This window comes from Rhodococcus sp. ABRD24, assembly GCF_004328705.1.
Taxonomy (GTDB): Bacteria; Actinomycetota; Actinomycetes; order Mycobacteriales; family Mycobacteriaceae; genus Prescottella.
Window position 1 is genome coordinate 1256904 of the sequence record NZ_CP035319.1, and the last position, 19435, is coordinate 1276338.

Annotated in this window: 15 protein-coding genes; 4 read left to right on the top strand and 11 right to left on the bottom strand. The window is 68.8% G+C overall.

The window, feature by feature from the left end:
- Positions 1-25 precede the first annotated feature (25 nt).
- Positions 26-892: a dienelactone hydrolase family protein gene (locus ERC79_RS05650; RefSeq protein WP_131576488.1), complete on the top strand. Its 867-nt coding sequence runs from the start codon at positions 26-28 to the stop codon at positions 890-892.
- Between the two features lie 181 nt (positions 893-1073).
- Here the strand turns inward: ERC79_RS05650 and ERC79_RS05655 are convergent, their stop codons facing one another.
- The 10 genes from ERC79_RS05655 to eccCa all read right to left on the bottom strand — a co-directional run bounded on the left by ERC79_RS05655 (position 1074) and on the right by eccCa (position 13121).
- Complete coding sequence (locus tag ERC79_RS05655) at positions 1074-2600, bottom strand: hypothetical protein (protein ID WP_131576490.1); 1527 nt, start codon at positions 2598-2600, stop codon at positions 1074-1076.
- Positions 2600-2902 (bottom strand): N-acyl-D-amino-acid deacylase, encoded by a 303-nt coding sequence (locus tag ERC79_RS05660; protein WP_131576491.1) that lies wholly within the window; start codon positions 2900-2902, stop codon positions 2600-2602. Before ERC79_RS05660 ends, ERC79_RS05655 begins: the two co-directional genes overlap by 1 nt.
- A gap of 84 nt (positions 2903-2986) precedes the next feature.
- Entirely contained in the window at positions 2987-4318 is a 1332-nt protein-coding gene (glmM, locus tag ERC79_RS05665) for a phosphoglucosamine mutase (RefSeq protein ID WP_131576493.1), read from the bottom strand.
- Positions 4319-4444: 126 nt separating this feature from the next.
- Positions 4445-4951, bottom strand: coding sequence for a 30S ribosomal protein S9 (rpsI, locus tag ERC79_RS05670; protein ID WP_131576494.1), 507 nt, complete (start codon positions 4949-4951; stop codon positions 4445-4447).
- A complete protein-coding gene (rplM, locus tag ERC79_RS05675) occupies positions 4948-5391 on the bottom strand; it encodes a 50S ribosomal protein L13 (protein WP_131576495.1) in 444 nt (147 codons plus the stop codon). The genes rpsI and rplM overlap by 4 nt, the downstream gene beginning before the upstream one ends.
- Before the next feature lie 170 nt (positions 5392-5561).
- Positions 5562-6773 (bottom strand): ornithine--oxo-acid transaminase, encoded by a 1212-nt coding sequence (rocD, locus tag ERC79_RS05680; protein ID WP_165497203.1) that lies wholly within the window; start codon positions 6771-6773, stop codon positions 5562-5564.
- A 185-nt stretch (positions 6774-6958) separates the two neighbouring features.
- Positions 6959-7243, bottom strand: coding sequence for a WXG100 family type VII secretion target (locus ERC79_RS05685; protein WP_131576498.1), 285 nt, complete (start codon positions 7241-7243; stop codon positions 6959-6961).
- Between the two features lie 50 nt (positions 7244-7293).
- Complete coding sequence (locus ERC79_RS05690; RefSeq protein ID WP_131576500.1) at positions 7294-7608, bottom strand: WXG100 family type VII secretion target; 315 nt, start codon at positions 7606-7608, stop codon at positions 7294-7296.
- 156 nt (positions 7609-7764) lie between these two features.
- The gene (locus ERC79_RS05695; protein WP_131576501.1) at positions 7765-9126 is read right to left on the bottom strand and encodes a type VII secretion-associated protein; all 1362 of its coding nucleotides are present in this window, start codon (positions 9124-9126) and stop codon (positions 7765-7767) included.
- Entirely contained in the window at positions 9108-13121 is a 4014-nt protein-coding gene (eccCa, locus tag ERC79_RS05700) for a type VII secretion protein EccCa (RefSeq protein ID WP_131576503.1), read from the bottom strand. Before eccCa ends, ERC79_RS05695 begins: the two co-directional genes overlap by 19 nt.
- 216 nt (positions 13122-13337) lie before the next feature.
- Here eccCa and eccD point away from each other — a divergent pair, with 216 nt between their 5' ends.
- Both eccD and mycP read left to right on the top strand, forming a co-directional pair.
- A complete protein-coding gene (eccD, locus tag ERC79_RS05705; protein ID WP_131576504.1) occupies positions 13338-14807 on the top strand; it encodes a type VII secretion integral membrane protein EccD in 1470 nt (489 codons plus the stop codon).
- Positions 14804-16177 (top strand): type VII secretion-associated serine protease mycosin, encoded by a 1374-nt coding sequence (gene mycP / locus ERC79_RS05710; protein WP_131576506.1) that lies wholly within the window; start codon positions 14804-14806, stop codon positions 16175-16177. Before eccD ends, mycP begins: the two co-directional genes overlap by 4 nt.
- A gap of 10 nt (positions 16178-16187) precedes the next feature.
- On the opposite strand, the gene eccB is transcribed toward mycP, so the two are convergent.
- Positions 16188-17660, bottom strand: coding sequence for a type VII secretion protein EccB (eccB, locus tag ERC79_RS05715; protein ID WP_131576507.1), 1473 nt, complete (start codon positions 17658-17660; stop codon positions 16188-16190).
- Positions 17661-17772: 112 nt separating this feature from the next.
- Between eccB and eccE the strand changes: the two genes are divergently transcribed.
- On the top strand, positions 17773-19431 hold the full coding sequence (gene eccE, locus ERC79_RS05720) for a type VII secretion protein EccE (protein WP_131576509.1): 1659 nt from the start codon (positions 17773-17775) through the stop codon (positions 19429-19431).
- The last annotated feature ends 4 nt before the right edge of the window (positions 19432-19435 follow it).

Below are 19435 nucleotides of genomic sequence, written 5' to 3' on the forward strand. Positions count from 1 at the left end.
CGTGCCATCGGATAACGTCTCCCCCGTGGCGCAGACACCGAAGTCCCTGGTATCCAAGCTGTCCAAGCGTGGCCCACACCGGGTCCTGCGCGGCGATCTGGCACTAGCCGGCCAGCCCGGCCTGGTCTACACGCCGGCGGAGGGCTTCAATCTCCCAGCCGTGGCCTTCGCACACGACTGGATGGTCGGCGTCGGCAACTACGCCGACACACTCGAGCACCTCGCCTCGTGGGGCATCGTCGCGGCCGCCCCCAACACCGAACGCGGCCCGGTGCCATCGCATATCGGGCTCGCCGCCGACCTCGGCACGTGCCTGGACATCTGCACCGGTGTGCGGCTCGGGCCCGGCCGGATCAGCGTCCACCCGGACCGCCTCGCCTTCGCGGGGCACGGGATGGGCGGGGGAATCGCCGTCCTCGCCGCCGCCCAGCGCGAACAGGTCGCGGCCGTCGCGGCCCTGTTCCCTGCCCCGACCGCACCGTCGGCTGTGGTCGTCGCCGCGAGGATCACCGCACCGGGACTCGTCCTCTCCGGCTCGAAGGACGTCGATTCACTGACCAGCGACGCCCTCGCCCTCGGCGCGGCGTGGCAGGGTCCGGCGCTGCGGCGCACACTCGACAAGGCGTCCGCGTCCGGTCTGATCGAGGGCCGACGCCTGCTCGGCGCCCTCGGCATCGGGGGGTCCGAACGCCGCACCCAGCAACTCACCCGAGCGCTGCTCACCGGATTCCTGCTCTTCCACCTCACCGGCGACAAGACATACGCGCCATTCGGTGATGCGGACGCCGAATTCCCCGGCGCGCACCCGCCGGTCGCTGCGGACTCCGCCGGCGAGCCCGAGACCGCCGAGCACCGCGCCGGGGTTCAGATCAGCCAGCTGCTGGGACGGTAACCCTCCGCTTCAACCTCGTCGGTTGCCGCTGCCGGCCGGGCGTCGGCAGTACTCGGCTGCTCCCCTGGCCGATTCGGCGCCGCGCCGCGCAAGGCTCCGCACGTGGTGTCGAGTTGCTCGCGGATCCGAGTGAGCGCCGCCGCGTGATCAGCCGCGATCTGCCCGAATCGACCCGCACGGCTCACAGCGGACCGGCCTCGGCGAGCGCCGGTCCCGACGCGTCAGCGCCCGGATCCTCACCTGACGGTGTGGTTCCGCCTACCTCGGCGAGTGCAGGTTCCTGCCGCGGCCGTACCGCCGGGGCCGCCGGCGGGCCCAGCACAGGCTCTGCGGGTCGCGGAGCCGCATCCATCGACTCGCCGTCACTGTCGATTCGCACGACAACGTCGACGGGCTCGTCCGTGGTGACGCGTACGGTGACGTCAGGGTCCGGCGGCGCGACGCACTCGTCGACCGGTTCCGCCGGCGCGGTGGGTTCGACGCACTCCCGGGGTTCGGGCGGCTGCGGGGGCTCGGGCGGTTCGGCGCACTCCGGGGGTTCGGTGGGCTGCGGAGGTTCGGTGGGCTGCGGGGGTTCGGTGGGCTGCGGGGGTTCGGGCGGTGGCGGTGGTGGGGGTGGCGATGGTGGGAGCTCCAGATTGAGGCTGAAGCTCCGACTCGACTCCACGATCTCGCGAACTACACCGCCGACGACGTCGATCGCCACCCCGGCCAGGGCGCCCACCACCGAACCCAGTGCGTGAGCGGCACCATCGACGTCAGGTGCGTTCGGCACACCAGGTGGGCCCTGTGCCCCGACTGTGCCCTGCAACCCGAGCGTGCCCTGCAACCCGAGCGTGCCCTGCAACCCACCGAGCATCGGACCTGCCGCTACCGAGGTGGCCAGCGAGCCCGAGCCGCCCGGGCTCGGCGCGGGACACGATCCGCCGGAATCCGAACTGACGGCCGCGGGAGCGGGAGTGAAGGCCCGTACCGGAGCGGGCGGACACAGCGGTGCGACTGGGCCGGTGGACGCGGGCCCCGCGTCGTCAGGGACGGGATACGCACTGTCGTCGACTAGCGCGAACACCTCGGCCAGCGCGAGGTAGACGTCGTCGACGGCGGCCGCGGTGAGGTCGCACATCGTCACGAACGCCTCGGCGGCTGCGCGCACGTGCGGAACGAACTGATCGACGAGCCACTCGCGGCATGTCTCCGCCGGGGGCGCGTTCAGACCGTTGGCGAAGCCCGGCAGATACCCGGCCGCGGCGAGCATCCGGTCGATCCGCTCGAGTGGCAGACCGCCGATCGTCAGTGCATCGAGACTTCCAGCCCACTGCGCCTTCGCGGTGACGATCTTCCTTAGCGCACAAGCAGATTCGGCGAGCGCCACCTCGAGGTCCCACGTGGACGCGCGGACCCCGTCGGCTCGTGCCAGCTGATCGGCGAGGTGGGCCGCGGCGTTGTCGGCGCCCTGCCCGGACCATGCGTCTCGCAGCTCTGCGACTACGGACGACTGGTCGTCGAGCTGCCGGTCCAGGACCGTCGCGACACGCCCCACCGCTTCGGCGTCGGCGTCGAGTACGTCAGGATTCATGCCGCGCTGTTCGAAGTAGCGGGACTGCAGCTGTTGGTACGTGATCGACATCGGCGCAACCAACCGAGCACGCGGCAGCAACTCGGCGAAGTGGCGCAGACCGATCGCGCCGGAATCGAGGATCGCGTCCATTACCGCAAGCCGAATCGCGAGGTGTTCGTGGATTCCTGACGGCTGTAACCGGCCGCCGTCGAGTCGAGCACCTGCGCGGAACCTGCCGAAGCCGACGCCCACATGCCGAGTGCACGGGCCAGGCGGAGGTACCCCTCCCGGATCGCGGCGCCGTGCGCGCCGCAGTCCCGTCCGGCGACTGAGGGCCCGAACCCGCAGTCGGAGACGGTCCGTGCCGCGCCCCCGACCGCGTCAGCGCTCGTGCGCAGCGCCCGCGCCGCTGCCCGCACCTCTGCGAGATCGATCACTACCGCGTCTGCCATGGGGTCCGCCCTTCGTCTCGTCGGTCAGGATGCTTATGTCCTGTTCGACGCAGCGGGCGGTCCGGTGGTTCCCCGGGTCGTGCGTCAGACCGACGCAACCGTCGCAGCGAGCGTGTCCGCAATACGCTGCGCGGCCTCGAGATCGGCAGCCTCGACCATGACACGCACCAGCTGTTCGGTTCCGGACGGCCGCAACAGCACCCGGCCGGTCTCGCCCAGCTCGGACTCTGCCTCGGCCACCGCCGCCTGCACCTGCGGCGCCGCCGCGACCGCTGCCTTGTCGGCGACGCGGACATTGACGAGAACCTGCGGCAACGCAGTCATCGCACCCGCCAGCTCAGCGAGCGACGCGCCGGTCACCGCCATCCGGCCCATCAACCGCAGGCCGGTCAGCACCCCGTCACCGGTCGTTCCATGTCCCGGCAGCACGACATGGCCGGACTGCTCGCCGCCGAGGCTGAATCCACCCGCACGCAACTCCTCGAGCACATACCGGTCGCCGACCGCGGTGGTGCGCAGCGCGATCCCGGCCTCCCGCATCGCGATGTGCAAACCCAGATTGCTCATCACCGTCGCGACGAGCGTGTCGGCCACCAGCTCACCGGCGTCCCGCATGGCAATTGCCAGCACCGTCATGATTGCGTCACCGTCGACCACCGCACCGGTCGCGTCGACGGCGAGGCACCGGTCCGCATCTCCGTCGTGCGCGAGCCCGAGGTCGGCGCCGTGCTCGACCACGGCCCGCTGCAGCGTTTCGAGGTGCGTCGACCCGCAGCCATCGTTGATGTTGAGCCCGTCCGGGTCTGCGTTGATCGCGATCACGGTCGCACCCGCAGCGCGGTAGGCGGCCGGAGCGACGGTGGACGCAGCGCCGTGGGCACAGTCCACCACCACGGTGAGGCCGTCGAGTGGTGTGCTGAGGGCGGTGGCCAGATGCGCGAGATACCTGCTGGTGGCGTCGAATGCGACGTCGACGCGGCCGATGCCGGCGCCGGTCGGGCGACGTCGCGGGCCTGCGGCGATCGCGGCCTCGATCCGATTCTCGGACTCGTCGTCGAGCTTGTGGCCGCCGGCGGCGAAGATCTTGATGCCGTTATCGGGCATCGGGTTGTGCGAGGCGGAGATCATCACACCCAGCGCGGCGCCGTACGCTCCCGTCAGATAGGCGACGGCGGGAGTCGGCAGGATTCCGGCGAGAACGACATCGACACCGGCGGCGGTGAGCCCGGCCGTCACTGCGGCCTCGAGCATCTCGCCACTCGCGCGCGGGTCGCGACCGACGACGGCCACAGGCCGCTCGGGTCCCGACGGCGCGAGCACCTCAGCGGCCGCGGCGGCCACTCTCAACGCCAACTCCGCGGTCAACTCGGCATTCGCCAAGCCGCGCACACCGTCCGTGCCGAACATTCGCCCCATAGAACCGACCCTTCACATCCGGGAAAACACAAGAGCAGGCGTCCGGTAGCGAAGAACTCTACGAACGCCTGCTCTCGTGGAGAAACAGGTGCCGGAGCCGACACGAATGTCGGCTCCGGCGACACATCAGCGCTTGGAGTACTGAGATGCCTTGCGGGCCTTCTTCAGACCGTACTTCTTGCGCTCGACGGCGCGGGCGTCACGCGTCAGGAAGCCGGCGCGCTTGAGCGCGGGGCGATCCTCAGCGGTGACCTCGATGAGCGCACGGGAGATGGCGAGGCGCAGCGCGCCGGCCTGTCCCGAGGGGCCGCCGCCGGTCAGCAGCGCGGTGATGTCGAACGACTCGGTGCGCTCGACCAGGACCAGCGGAGCCTTGATCAGCTGCTGGTGCACCTTGTTCGGGAAGTAGTCCTCGAGGGTGCGGCCGTTCAGCTTGAACTCACCGGTGCCGGGGGTCAGGCGGACACGGACGACCGCCTCCTTACGACGGCCGACGGTCTGGACGGGGCGATCGATCACGATCGGGGCCTGGGGAGCAGCCTCGTGCTCCTCGACAACCTCGGTCTCGGTGGTGTACTCCGAGATCTCGTCTGCCGCGACCTCGACGGCCTCGTTGAAGTCTTCGTTGCTCACTGGGCGACCTGCTTGATCTCGAACGGAACCGGCTGCTGCGCGGCGTGGGGGTGGTTCGGGCCTGCGTAGACCTTCAGCTTGCCCGCGATGGCGCGGCCCAGCTTGTTCTTGGGGAGCATGCCGACGACGGCCTTCTCCACGAGACGATCGGGGTTCTTCTCGAGAACCTCGCCGACCGAACGGGCCTTGAGGCCACCCGGGTGTCCGGAGTGGTGGTACAGGAACTTGTCCTGACGCTTGTTGCCGCTGATGGCAACCTTGTCGGCATTGATGATGACGACGAAGTCGCCGCCGTCAACGTGTGGTGCAAAGGTGGGCTTGTGCTTGCCGCGGAGCAGGTTTGCTGCCTGCACGGCAAGGCGACCGAGCACCACGTCTGTGGCGTCGATGACGTGCCAGGTACGGGTCACGTCTCCGGCCTTCGGGGAATACGTAGGCACAGAACTTCCTCGTCTGTTCGTTTTGCTGCTGGCCACACATGGCGCACAGATGGTTCTCGGCGGCCAGTTGAGACCCGAGAACGTTATCCCTCCGCACCCAAGGCACGAGGAGAGACGGCACACCGTCGTAGAACGATACCGGTTTGGGCAGAGCAGGGTCAAAGCAGCCGCTATCCGACCAGCGCATCCGCAAGCTGCCCGACCGCCCAGGCGAGCTCCTCACGGGTGATCACGAGGGGCGGAGCAATCCGGATGGTGCCCTCGTGCGCGTCCTTCGCGAGCACCCGACGAGCGAGGAGCCGCTCACAGATCACCCGCGCCGACGGCTGGCCCGGCGCTAGCTGTACCCCCGCCCACAGGCCTCGGCCGCGTACCTCGGTGACGCGGTCGGGCGGCAGTTCCTTCAGCAGGCCGTGCAGATGCTCTCCCAACTGGCGGCTGCGGCGCTGGTACTCGCCGGTCTCGAGCAACCGCACGACGCCGCTACCGACCGCGCAGGCCAGGGCATTGCCTCCGAACGTGCTGCCGTGCCGGCCCGGGCCGATGACATCCATCACGTCCCGATCGGCGACCACCGCCGACACCGGGACGATGCCGCCACCCAGCGCCTTCCCCAGGATGTAGACATCGGGGACCACCCCCTCGTGATCGCATGCGAAGGTGTCCCCGGTCCGCCCGAGGCCGCTCTGGATCTCGTCGGCGAGCATCAGGATCCCGTGGTCGTCGCACAACCGGCGGACACCGGCGAGGTAGCCGTCCGGCGGTACCAGTACCCCGGCCTCACCCTGGATCGGTTCGACGAGCACCGCGACTGTGTCGGCGCTGATCGCGTTCGCCATCGCATCGAGGCTGCCGTACTCCACGGATGGGAAGCCCGCCGGGAACGGGCCGAATCCCTCGCGGGCGTCTGGGTCGGACGAGAACCCCACGATGCCGATCGTGCGGCCGTGGAAGTTTCCGGAGCACGTGATGATTTCGGCGCAGTCGGCGCGCACGCCCTTGACCTCGTATCCCCATTTACGGGCGAGCTTGAGCCCCGTTTCCACCGCCTCGGCCCCGGTGTTCATCGGCAAGACCGCATCCTTGCCGCACAGTCGCGCGACGTCGGCGCAGAACGCGGCGAACCGGTCGTGCTGGAATGCGCGGCTGGTGAGAGTGAGCCGCCCCAGTTGCTCATGAGCGATCGCGAGCAGTTCCGGATGCGCGTGACCGAAGTTGAGCGCCGAGTATCCAGCCAGGACGTCGAGGTAGTCGACGCCGTCGATGCCACGCACCCACGCCCCAGCCCCGGACTCGATCACCACCGGCAGCGGCGAATAGTTGTGCGCGCTGTGTTCGTCTGCCCGAGCGAGTGCTGCCGCCGTCTCGGCCGTGACCGGCACGAGTGCGGCATTCGGGTGTAGCTTGTCCGTCACGATCCGCCTCCCGGTCCGGCGCTCGGCGCCACCGTATTCGGATCCCGCAAGTATCCGCTCACCAGCGCTCGGCAGCAATCGTGCTCGTCCGAAACGGACGTGTGCCCCGACGGCTCTCCTCCGCCGGGGCACACGAGTCGGACGCAGTAGAACTACGCCCAGCTGTTGGCAGCGGCCGTGTTCACCTGCTGCATATCCGCGTTGCCCTGGCCGACGACCCGGCCTACGGCGTCGAGGATCTGGTTGAGCTCGAGCGCCGCAGAGTCCCACTTCGCCTGCTGCGCCTGGTAGGCCTCCGAGGCCGAACCCTCCCAATCGGCAACCATCGGCGCGACATGCGCCTTGAGGTCGTCGAGCTTCGAATTCATCTGGGCCTGGATGGAGTCGATCCGAAGCTTGAGCGCTTCGATCTGGGCGAACGAGTAACGCATGGTCATGACTACTCCTGCTTGTCCGGTGGATCAGACGGTCGATAGAGATCTCGGAATCAGATGTTCAGGCTTCCTGCGACGTTGTTGAGCGAACTCGTGTGATCCTGCTGCGCACCGTCGTAGGACACGCTGTTGGACTTGATGTTCTCGCTGATGGCCTCGAGCGCCTGGTTCAGCTTGTTGGCACTTCCGTCCCATCGCTCCATCAGACTGTGGAACGCGATGGCTGCCGACCCCTCCCAGCCGCCGCGGATCCCCTCGACCTCTCCTCTGAGGGTGCTGAGCAGACCGTGGATCTCCGCTCGCACGTCGCTGACGCGACGGGAGGTGGCCTCCATGGTCTCGACAGTGGTCCTCATCTGATCGCTCACATTGACTCCTTCGGAATCGTTCTCGCGCTTCCGCGTCCCGCTGCTGGAGCACCCGATCGACTCTTCCTCAGCCGCAGCCAGTTCGCGCCTACATATGGTTGGACGTATCCGTGTGCCGGTTCGGTTCCGTCGATCGCAAAGTTTCTCCGACGCCTGTCATCGACGCGGCGAAACCTCGAGGCTGCGGAGCGCCTGCTCGCAGTCGGCCGCCAGGTCGCCCCAGTCCCCTTCCAGGAACTGGCATCCCACGCTCACTTGCATACCGTCCTCGACAAGCACGTGCCACCGCACCCGGGACACCCCATCCGGAGACTCGGTGTAGGCAATCCCACGACGACCCGCGAACCGCGCCTCCGGGTCGAACTCCGAGAACGGTCCGCCGGGTCCTCGCTCGGCGATCCTCCGTTCGAGTGCTGCTGCGACAGCAGCGGTATCGATCCACTGGTCAATGTCCTTGCCGACCAGTACGATCCGCCGATCCGGACCCGAGTCGGGAACCAGATCCAGGCGGCCACCCGCACCCGACCGCGAGCGCCAGGTTCCCGGCAGCTGCACACTCACGCGCCCCATCGCGAAGCGTTCCGGCGGCTCAGCTACGGCCTGCACCGGCGCGGGCACGGCAGCCGGACCGGCTCCGTCGGCCCGCACCTGCCACACGACCGCCGCAGCACCTGCGAGGATCAGCACGACTACCGCCGACGCCACCAGCATTTTCGGCCGTCGCCGCGGCCGGGGCGTCGACGTCAGGTCCGGCCGTGCCTGCAACTGCGCTTGCGACTGGGCCACGGGCGCGTCGCGAAGAATCCCGTCTGCCGCGTCCGCGCTCTCGCTGGCGGCCACCAGCTCCGCGTCCGCAACCACCAGGACCGGCCGGTCGAGTCGGTCCGTGATGACGCTGCACAGCTCGGGATCCGCGGTCACGCTCCCGGTGAGTAGGACGAGATCTGGTGTGCAGTCGCCCCCGGCGGCGTCGATCAGCCGGTCTATCACCGCCACTCGATCACCGTCTTCGCGTATGTCCGCACTGCCGGTTTCCGGCGCAAGTTCACACGCGGCAATGCGCCGTCGGCCGTCGCGGCCCCGCTCGATCCGCGTCACCGTGGTCGTCAGCGATGCACACTCGACGACTACGCAGCGTTCACTCTCCTGCGCCGCTGCAGCCAGGAGCGCCACTGGGACTGCCGAAGCCTCGCGGACCGTTCGCCGCGCGGCCGATTCCAGTACCGCACGCCGTCCGGCGCCCCAATGCGAGGGACACGAAAGCGTCGCCGCCTTGATGGGCTGGTTTTCGCGGCAGACTCCCTCGATCGCACGCTGAAGTACCCCGGCCAGCACCTCGACAGTTGCGCACGGCCGCCCCGACACGGTCATCGAGCGGTCGTCGATTCTGTCGATGCAGTCCCGCGCGAGGGTGTTCGGGGCACAGGTGACCATCGAACCGATTCCCACCCAGACCGCATCGTCGGTCAGGTGCAGCCGCAGATGCACTCCACCGGTCGTCACAGCGGCGGCAACCACGCGAGCTGCACCAGGGACGTACCGCTGCGATCAATGAAAGTTCCTCGCCCCTGCGGCATCTCGCTGGGACGGACAGCACCGATCAGGTTCCCCTCGTCACGGCTTCCACTCATCACCAATCCCGCGGACACCAGATCGCGCAGGCGCGCTACGACCGGTTCATAGAGTGCACGCGCTGCACCGCCGGACCGGCGCGCGATGATGAGGTGGAGGCCGAGATCCTTCGCGTGCGCGAGATAGTCGAGGAGCGGCGTGAGCGGATTTCCGCTCGATGTCGCGACGAGGTCGTAATCGTCGACCACCACGTAGATCTCGGGCCCCGACCACCAGGAGCGCTCACGCAACTGCTGCTGGGTGGTGTCCGGACCCGGCATGCGGCTGGCGAGAATTCCGGCCAGATCGTTCATCATTGTGGTGAATGTGGCTGCGGAGGCGGCGTATCCAGCGAGATGATCACCTTCGACGACCCCGAGCATGGTGCGCCGGTAGTCACCGACGATCAGTTTGGCCTGCTGCGGAGTGTTCGATTCCATGAGCCCCATGCAGATTCCGCGAAGCAGCGTCGTCTTGCCGCAGCCGCCGTCACCGAAGGCCAGGAAGTGCGGCTGATCGGCGAAGTCGAGATACACCGGTGCCAGCTCGGATTCGTTGATTCCGATCGGCACGGACAGGCAGGCGCCGCTCAGGGCGTCCGGAACCGGCCAGACTCCGGCGGTCGCCGCGACCAGTTCCTCCCGCGGAATCCGGTCCGGCAACATGCGCACCGGCGGAGCGGGGCGTCCGGATCGGAGGGCCCCGATCACGGCCACCGCGTCGGCGACTCCCACACCCAGATCGTCACTGCGGGAGATTCCGTCGATCCGCGGGAGAGCGGTCAGCAGGTGCAGCCCGTCGCGGGTGATCCCGCGTCCGGGCCGGCCCGCGGGAACGCGCATCGCCTTCGCCCGTCCCACATCGGAATCGGCGGGATCTCCCAGCCGCAGCTCGATGCGCGTGCCGAGCTGGTCCTTGAGCGCGGGCCGGATATCGGCCCAGCGTGGGGTCGCGAGCATGACGTGGACGCCGAACGAGAGCCCCTGCCCGGCGAGTGCACCGATCTGCGCCTCGAGCGCCTCGAAGTCCTGCCGGATACCAGGCCAGCCGTCGACCACGAGGAACACGTCGCCGAACGGATCGGCGGCAACACCGGAGGAGTCGGGGCCGGCATCGCCGTCCATGCCGCGCAAGCGCCGGAACTCGGCCATCGATTCGATCCCCAGTTCCCGGAACCGGCGTTCGCGCCGGCGAACCAGCGTGCTCATCTCGGCGACGGTGCGGCGCACCAGGTCCACGTCGAGACGGTTCGCCACCGACCCCACGTGCGGCAGCCCCACCACCCCGGACAGGGTGCCACCGCCGAAATCGAGGCAGTAGAACTGAACCTGCTCCGGCGAATGCGTCGCCGCCATCGACATGATCAGCGTGCGCAAGGCGGTGGACTTCCCGGACTGCGGGCCGCCCACGACGGCCACGTTGCCGGTTGCCCCGGACAAGTCCGCGAACAGCGGATCACGCCGCTGGTCGAACGGCCGATCGATCACACCGATCGGGGTTCGCAGCGTACTCGTCGCGGGCACCGGGCCGCTGAGCGTCGACGGCGGCAGCAGCTGATCGAGGGTCGGCGCGAACTCGAGCGGCGGCAGCCACACCTCGTGCGCGGCCGGACCGCGTCCACGGATCCGGTCGACGAGCACCTCGAGGACCGATCGGCCGTCGGAGTCGTTCTCCGGCAGAGGATCCGGAAGTACCGGCAGCTCCGGTCCGCCGTAGACCGCGAGCGGGACCGGCGCCGCGGTGAACGGCCGCGGCCTCAGGTCCACCGCAGCTTGCGCCACGCCCGCGGATCTCCGGACCCGCTCGCTCTCGTACGGCCCCGAAACGTACGCCGCAGCGAAGCGCACGATCTCGGCCGAATCGCACTTGAGGTAGCCGGCTCCGGGCGAGGCCGGCAGGTGGTACGCATCAGGTACACCGAGAACTGTTCGGGACTCGTTCGCCGAGAATGTCTTCAGCCCGATTCGGTACGACAGGTGACTGTCGAGACCGCGCAGCTTCCCTTCCTCGAGTCGCTGGCTCGCGAGCAGCAGGTGCATGTGCAACGAACGGCCGAGCCTGCCGATCGCGACGAACAAATCCGCGAACTCAGGCTGTTGGCTGAGTAATTCGGAAAACTCGTCGACGACGATGAACAGAGCCGGCAGCGGCGGCAGTTCGGCACCGGCGGTGCGGGCCTTCTCGTAGTCGGTCACGTTCGCAAAGTTGCCGGCGGCCCGCAGCAGTTCCTGACGCCGGTTCATCTCGCCCGCCAGCGCATCCTTCATCCGGTCGACCATGGCCAGTTCCTCGGCCAGATTCGTGATGACCGCGGCTACGTGCGGCGCCTCGTCGAGACCGAGGAACGTGGCGCCGCCCTTGAAGTCGACGAGCACGAGATTGAGAGCCTCGGGCGAGTGGGTGGCGAGCAAGCCGAGCACGAGGGTACGCAGGAACTCGGATTTGCCCGACCCCGTAGCGCCGATGCAGAGACCGTGCGGACCCATGCCGTTCTCGGCCGCCTCCTTCAGGTCGAGCTCGACCGGGCTGCCGTCGACGCCGACCCCGATCGGCACCCGCAACCGCTCCCGCCCCTGCCGTGGCAACCATGCGCGGTCGGGATCGAACTTCCCGATGTCACCGAGTCCGAGCAGCTTGCTCCACCCCGCGGCTATCGGGATGCCGGTGCCCTCGCTGTCCGTAGACGTGCGGTCCGCAGCCCGGTACGGCGCCAATCGGCGTGCTGCCGCCCGCGCCTGCGCCTCGGTGAGCAGATCCGCCGCAGCGAACGTCTCGACGCCCGCGCCGCTGCGCGCACCGAGTGAACCGTCGGAGGCCACGAGCTGCAGACCGCGAGTGGCCGCAAGTCGCGGGCAGAAGCCGCTGAGATCGAGCAGTGTCACCGAATCCAGTCCGCCGTCGGCGGCCAATCCGGTTTCGCCGTCGAGAATTCCGCCGTCGATCACGACGACGATCTGCGGTACGCCGAGCGTGGGCGGCGCACTCCGCGCGAAGCGACCACGCATGGCCAGCTGCGTCCCCAGGGCGGACTCGAGCTCGAGGACCGAGCCGTAGACCATGCGGGACGGCCCGACGCCGTCGAACGCATCCGGATGCTGTGCGTGGGGCAGCCATTTCGCCCACTCCCACTCCGCCGCCGTGTCGGGGCCACACACGATCGCCAGCTGTAGCTGGTCCGGCCCGTGGAACACGCACAGTTGCAGCAGCATCGAACGCACCAGCGCACGGGCTTCGTGCCGATCACCGTCGATCGAAACCGCCGCGAATCCCCGCAACGACACCGCCGTCGGCAGTTCCGCGACCACCGAATGCGCGCGCACGAATCGCCGTAACGACACCGCGGATACCGGCTCGAGGTCCTCGACGGGTCCGGTCTCCGGAGGAATCAGGCGCGTCGCGAGCCGCTGGCCGCCCCGCCCCACGCGCACATGGCAGTAGTCCGCATCGGTGACGCGGCGCTCCCACATCCGCCCGGTACCGGCCAGCGTCCACAGCAACTGTGGGTCAGGGTGGCTCCACTCGAGAGCCTTGCGCTGCTGGCGCCCGGTGTCGAGTGCGTCGCGTCGCAGTTGGTCGAGGTAGCGCAGGTAGTCCTTGCGCTCCTCATTGGCCTCCGCGGCCTTCGCCCCGCCACCACGGCCCGATCCGGCCAGCATGCCCAGCATCGAGACCATCATCATCGCCGGGAACAGCAAGGACATCGGGTTCTTCGCCATGCCCGAGGTGAACATCAGCGCGACCATTCCGATCATCGCCGCGACCATCACCAGCGGGAGCAGCTTCGTGATCAGGTTGCCGGGGGTGATCCGTGGAATCTCGGGCGGTGTCTGCAGGCTCACCTCACCGCCAGGTGTCCTCGGCGCCTCCCGACGCGCCTTCCTTACGAAACGCACGGTCCCCACAGCCTCACCCCCCAAGACGAAGTGCGGTCCGCGTCCGAACCGCCGTCACCCCGAAACCGAGTCTCCCCCACCGGTCCGGCGCGCGAAGTGAGAAACTACCGCACGGCACGCGCTGCACGCGGTCGAGGCCCCGACAGCCCGTGACGTAGAGTTCCGGTGTTTTCGTAGCGAGCGATCCGGGTGGGGATCCGGGTCGCGGAATCCGGGGGGTCGATCGTGACAGTTGTGCAGGCAGACCATGCATCGAGCGTCGGCGCGCGGCCGCGCGGGGCGGCCGACCTGTGCCGTCTGACGGTCCTCGCGCCGCGGACGCAGATCGATCTGGCCCTGCCCAATGCAGTCCCCGTCGAGTTGCTGATTCCGGGAATTGCGGATCTGATCGAAAAGCACAGCGCCACGAACGAGTTCGACGTCACGAGCGTCCGCACCGAGCCGGTCCGGTGGACGCTCTCGCGGGTGGGCCAACCGCCGCTGTCACCCGCGATGAGCCTGCAGGAGCACGGTGTCCTCGACGGCGAACTCCTGGTGTTCGACACCGCTGAGGCGAGTGCTCCGCCACCGCTGTTCGACGACATCATGTACAACGTCGCGGTGGCCGACGCTGGTCACAGCCATCCGTGGACGCCGCGCGCTGCGCGGCTCACCGGCTCCGCACTGGCGATCGCCGCGACTGTCGCGGGCGCGTTCGCGCTACTCCAGACCGACGGCGGCACAACGTCCGTCATCGCCGCGGCGTGCGGACTGTTCACGATGGTCCTGTTCCTCGTGGCGGGTGTCGTGAGCAGCCGAATCTACGACGACCGCGCATCCGCACTTGTGTTGGGCACCGCGGCGCTGCCCGTCGCCTTCGCGGCGGGCATCCTGCTCGTGCCCGGTGACCGGGGCGCACCCCACCTGATGCTCGGCCTTGTCATCGTCGGGGCGTCGTCCGTTCTTTCGTTGCGGGTCAGCGGTGTCGGGCCCGCCGTGTTCACCGGTGCCGCGGCTGTCGCATTGCTCGGATCCGGGGCGGCCGCGGTGGCGACCCTCACCGAACAAACCCCGCACGCGGTGGGTGCACTGCTCACCGGTGCAGCACTCACCGGATTGGTGTTCGCACCGCGCAGTGCAATGCTGCTGGCGAAATTGCCCCTCCCGCCGGTACCCGCGCCCGGCACGTCGGTCGACCCCGCCGAGGACGACCCCGACGACAGCAGGCAGTCCCCGTCGTTCGCGACCATCGAGGCCCGCGCGGACCGCGCCCGCCGGTATCTCACGGGGCTGGTGAGCGCGATGAGTCTGCTCACCGTCTTCGGCGCCCTCCTCGCCTGCACACCATCGGGATCGTCCAGCATCTACTGGCCGGGAACGGGTCTCGCCATAGCCGCCGCATCGGTGCTGATGTTCCGGGGGCGCACCTACAGTTCCGCCGAGCAGGCAGTCGCTCTGATCGCCGGCGGCGGCGCGATCCTCGTGCTGCTGTTCGCCGGCACCGCTGTCGCGGTGCCGCATGCGGGCCTCGCCCTGTTCGTCGCGGCGACAGTGTTCGTCGCGGCCGCCCTAGCCCTGGGTATTCTCGCACCGCAGCGATCCTTCTCTCCCGTGCAGCGCCGGCTCGCGGAGTTGGTCGACTACACGGCCATCGCGGCCGTGTTGCCGCTGGTGTGCTGGGTCTCCGGCCTCTTCGCTGCCCTACGCGGCCTGTGAACCGCGGCCTGCGGGTGTCCCTCGTCGCCGTCATCGTCACGCTCACCGCCACGCTCGGCCAGGGCAGTGCCGCCGCAGTCGTACCGGCCCCGATCGATCCCGGACGCCTACCACCGCCCAGTCGGCCGGCACCGCTCGAGCCGACCGAACAGCGCAATGCGTGTGCGTTGGCACTGCCGATGGCCGACAACCCGGATATGCCACTGCCGCAACGGACGATGGGATTCGAGTCGGTGTGGCCACTCAGCCGCGGCCGCGGCCAGACGGTCGCCGTCATCGACACCGGGGTGTCACGACACCCACGCCTGCCGAACCTGATTCCCGGCGGCGACTACGTGTCGAACGGCGATGGCATCGGGGACTGCGACGCCCACGGCACCATCGTCGCCGGACTGATCGCCGCCGAACCGGTGCCCGGTTCCGGCTTCGCGGGTGGAGCACCCGAGGCACGGATCATCACGATCCGCCAGTCCAGCGCCAAATTCTCCGAGGCCCGGCGCCGCGAGAACACGAACGACGTGCAGAATTCCACCGGCTACGGCAATACCCAGACCATGGCGATGGCCGTCCGGCACGCCGCGGACATGGGTGCGACCGTCATCAACATCTCGGAGGTTGCCTGCCGATCCGCCGCTGACGGCATCGGTGACCAGTCCCTCGGTGCGGCAATCCAGTACGCCGCGACGGTCAAGAACGCGGTGGTGGTCGCCGCCGCCGGCAACTACGAGTCCGGCGGGTGCACGCCGCAGAACCTGTCGGCCGATCCGCTCGATCCGGGCGCCGACCTGTGGAATTCAGTGGTCACCATCGCGACACCGGCGTGGTACGACGACTACGTGCTGACCGTCGGATCCGTCGACCCCGACGGATCCTCGTCACAGTTCAGCCTCGGCGGGCCGTGGGTGGACGTCGCCGCGCCCGGAACCGGGATCGTCTCGCTCAATTCCGATGGCCGGGGCCAGACCCGCGAGTGGATCACCCCGCAAGGCCAGCAGAACGCGTTCGACGGCACCAGCTTCGCAGCTCCCCTGGTGTCCGCGACCGCCGCACTGGTCCGGGCGCGATACCCGCAGTTGACGGCACGGCAGGTCATCACACGAATCGAAGCCACCGCGCACGCTCCGGCCGAAGGCTGGAATCCCTATATGGGGCATGGCGTTGTCGATCCGCTGGCCGCTGTCAGTGACGACATCCCCCTGGATTTCGTCCTCGACAACGCGCCGCACTCGACCGCCCTGCCCGCTCCGAAACCGGCACCGGCACCGGATAACCGGCCGCGAACCGTGGCGCTGGCCGGGACCGGCGCAATCGTGGCGCTGGCGTTCCTCGGAGTACTCGCCTCGTTCCCCCTGCGGCGGTGGCGCCGGTAGCGGTGATTGCCTAGTTGCCCGCCGCGATCGGTGCGGCCTTTTCATCGGATGCCACGCCGTCATGGGCGACGAGTGCCTCGTCCCGGCCCAGTGTCGGTCCGGGCGCGAGTAGTTCGACGATCCGCCAGGGTGCGGGTGGGCCGGGGACCTCGAATCCGAGCGCCTCGGCAGCGTCGGAATTCGGGATGCCGTACCGCACACCGGTGTCCGCGACGAAGAACATTGCGCCCTTGCGCGAGCTGCCCGACTCGAGTCCGGTGGTCTGGACGAATCCGCTACTGCCCGGGCGGAAATAGACCGCGTCCGCCTTGTCTCCGGACCCGTCCGCCTGCGCGAGCCGGACCGTACGAGCCTGCTCGGGGATCGGCAGCGCCCGCCCCGCCGACAACGACAGGGTGGCAGCGACGCGTCCGGAGTCGTCGCCCTCGGAAGTCCCCATCGGAGTCCAGGTCAGACAGCTGACCGGGTCGTCGCCATCGCCGACGAGACGCGGTGCGGACCGGGGGAATGTCGACACCTCGAGTTCATGTGCGGTCGGCGCCTTCGCGAGCGCGTCGGGGGTGACGGCGGCCATTGCCGACTGTCCCTGCGAGTCCGCGAACTGGATGAGGAAGGCGGTAGCGGCACTCACCTCCTGCACCCCGTCCCGTAGTACCACGTAATAGTGGGCGGTGTCGTCGCGCATGACCTTGACGACGGAACCGACAGTCCTGCCATTGATGTCGAAGGTGGGGGCCGTTCCCGCACCTGGGATGACGGGCGGCGCGATCGGCAGCACTTGCGGGATGGCATTGAGCATGCCGCGGCTGACGGGCCTGGGGCGCGCGCCCTCCAACCCGAGTGCCCGGGTTACCGCCTGATCGCGAAGATCGATCGGTGCGCGTCGGCCGTCGTACACCAGGAATGTCGTCTCATCGCTCTCTACCAGCAGGGCCTCGTCCGGGTCGAGCCTGCCGACCCGATCGCTCCAGTCGGGATCTCCCACGATCACCGACGTTGCAACGGAACGGCTTCCACCTGAGGACACCGTGTTGCACACCGTCCACGGATGCCCGTCCGTGCCGCCGCTCGGCAGTGAGGAGGGTGCACCGGGTATTCCGAGGAGGGCGCCACGCGGCATCGTGTCGAGCTCGGACTCCTTGACCGTCACCGGCTGCGCGGACTCGCCGAGGATGAGCCGCGCCGAGGCCAGATTGAGGACGGGATGCAGCGCGCCGTCGACGACGACGAACATTGCGCCCGAGTCCTTTCCGACGACAATCGACGCGTTACCGATCTTGTCCAGCGGCCGGATCAGAGCCAGTGCAGCGCAGGCCGCAAGCCCGAGGCACGCGAGAACTGCCCCCACGGCGAGCGCCCTCGACTGCGACCGCATGGGATCGTGCAACATGCGCACATCTCTACGGACCAGCGCGTGTTCCATCCGCCGGACCAGAAACCGGTATCCGCTGACCTGCCATCGCGTCGTCGGCTGTGCTGCCATCTTCCCTCCCCCGTGAGGCGCACGCTACGGATCCACACAGTACAGTTCGCTGCAACACACCTTTCGACGGACAACTGCACTGTCCGTCTGGTTCAGGTATCGGGGAGGAACCGTGGACCATTGCCGTGTCGGACGCCGTCCACGATCGGCGGCCGTTCTGGTCGCCACGATCATCACCGGAGAGGCGCTTGCCGTTCTGGTTGCCTGTCTCGCATTGTCTGCCGGGTCTGCGGTATGGGCCGCCGTCGTGGCAGGGATCCTCGTCGGCGCACTGCCGTTCGCGCGTTTCGGGGGACGACCGGTGCTCTCCTGGGCCGAGAACGGCTGGCGGTACCTGCGTGACACCCGGCCCGACAGCGGCCGCACCGTCGACTTCCGAGCGCCCGGCCAGTCCGTGGGTCTGCATTGGAGCGGCGGGCAGGTACTCGCGGTCGTGGAGCTGATTCCGCCGTCCCGCAGCCTCACTCGCATCACACGTGAAGGCTTCGACTCCCCCGGACAGCTGCCCGTCACGACGCTTGCGCAGTGTCTGGAACAGCACGACGTGACGCTCAGCGGGATCGACGTTCTCAGCCACGGCCGACGATCCGCCCCGGGCATCCCCGCTGCCGACGTCTACGACACCCTGATCGGACCGCTTCCGGCAATCGCACAACGCAGTGTCTGGGTCGTACTCCGCTTCGACGCCGCCGACAACGCCGCCTCGGTCGCGCGCCGGGGCGGCGGCGAGGAGGGCGCTTCGCGGACCGTGACCGTAGCTGCGACCCGGATCGTCCGAGCGATCGCCGATGCCGGTTGCCACTCCCGGATACTGACCGCGTCCGAGATCGAAGCGGTCGCCGCGCGTCTCTCGCACGGCGTGAGCCCAGCCGACATGGGTCAGGAATGGTCCCACGTACCCACTCCCGGAGCACACAACGTGGGCAACGCGATCGATCCTCGCCGCCTCACCCGCGAGTTGCTCGCCGCGGTGTGGGCGGCACCCGGGCTGGATACGACCGTCGCAATACATCTGCGTCCGGGCCGCGCGTCCCAGTCGGTACGGGTGGGCGCGACCTTCCGGCGCACGACTCGTACGCTGCCCGGACGGCTCGGCCTGCGCGGGCTGGTCTCGATGCAGGGCAGGCACCGCGACGGACTGCTGTCCCAGCTTCCCACCGCACCACCGGAACTCGACGGCATCGCGCCGATGACCGAGGTCGATCCCCGGACACTCGACGCACTGTGCCTCCCTGTGTCCGGATGCGGTCAGCTCATCGGCTCCGACTCCGACGGACACGCGGTCTCAGCCCGGATCACGGGACCAGGTGTCTCGAATGTGCACGTCGCCGGCGAGCTGTACCTCGCGCAACAGATCGTCTTCCGCGCTGTGGCGACCGGTGCCCGAATCCTGATCCACACCGACAGACCGCACGCCTGGGCACCCCTGGTCGACGCGGTCGCCACTCCGGATCTACTGCGGATCGCGGGCGGTCCGGCGTGGTCGGACACCGGATCGTGGTCGGACACCGGATTCGACACGATCTTGCTCGACGGCATCGGGGCTCCCCCGGCGCGCGCCGGCGTCACCACCATCCACCTGTCGAGCGATCCGGGCCTGCGGCTCTCGGCGACGACGGACGTCTCGATCGTGCAGCCGGGCGCAGGTGGCGATCGGGTAGTGCTCACCGCGGGTGAACATCGCGTCGAATTGGTGTTGGTGACGATCCCCTCGGAAACCGCGTTCATCGGACGCCCGCGCAGCGCCACCCGACTCGCTCCGGCACGCTGACTCT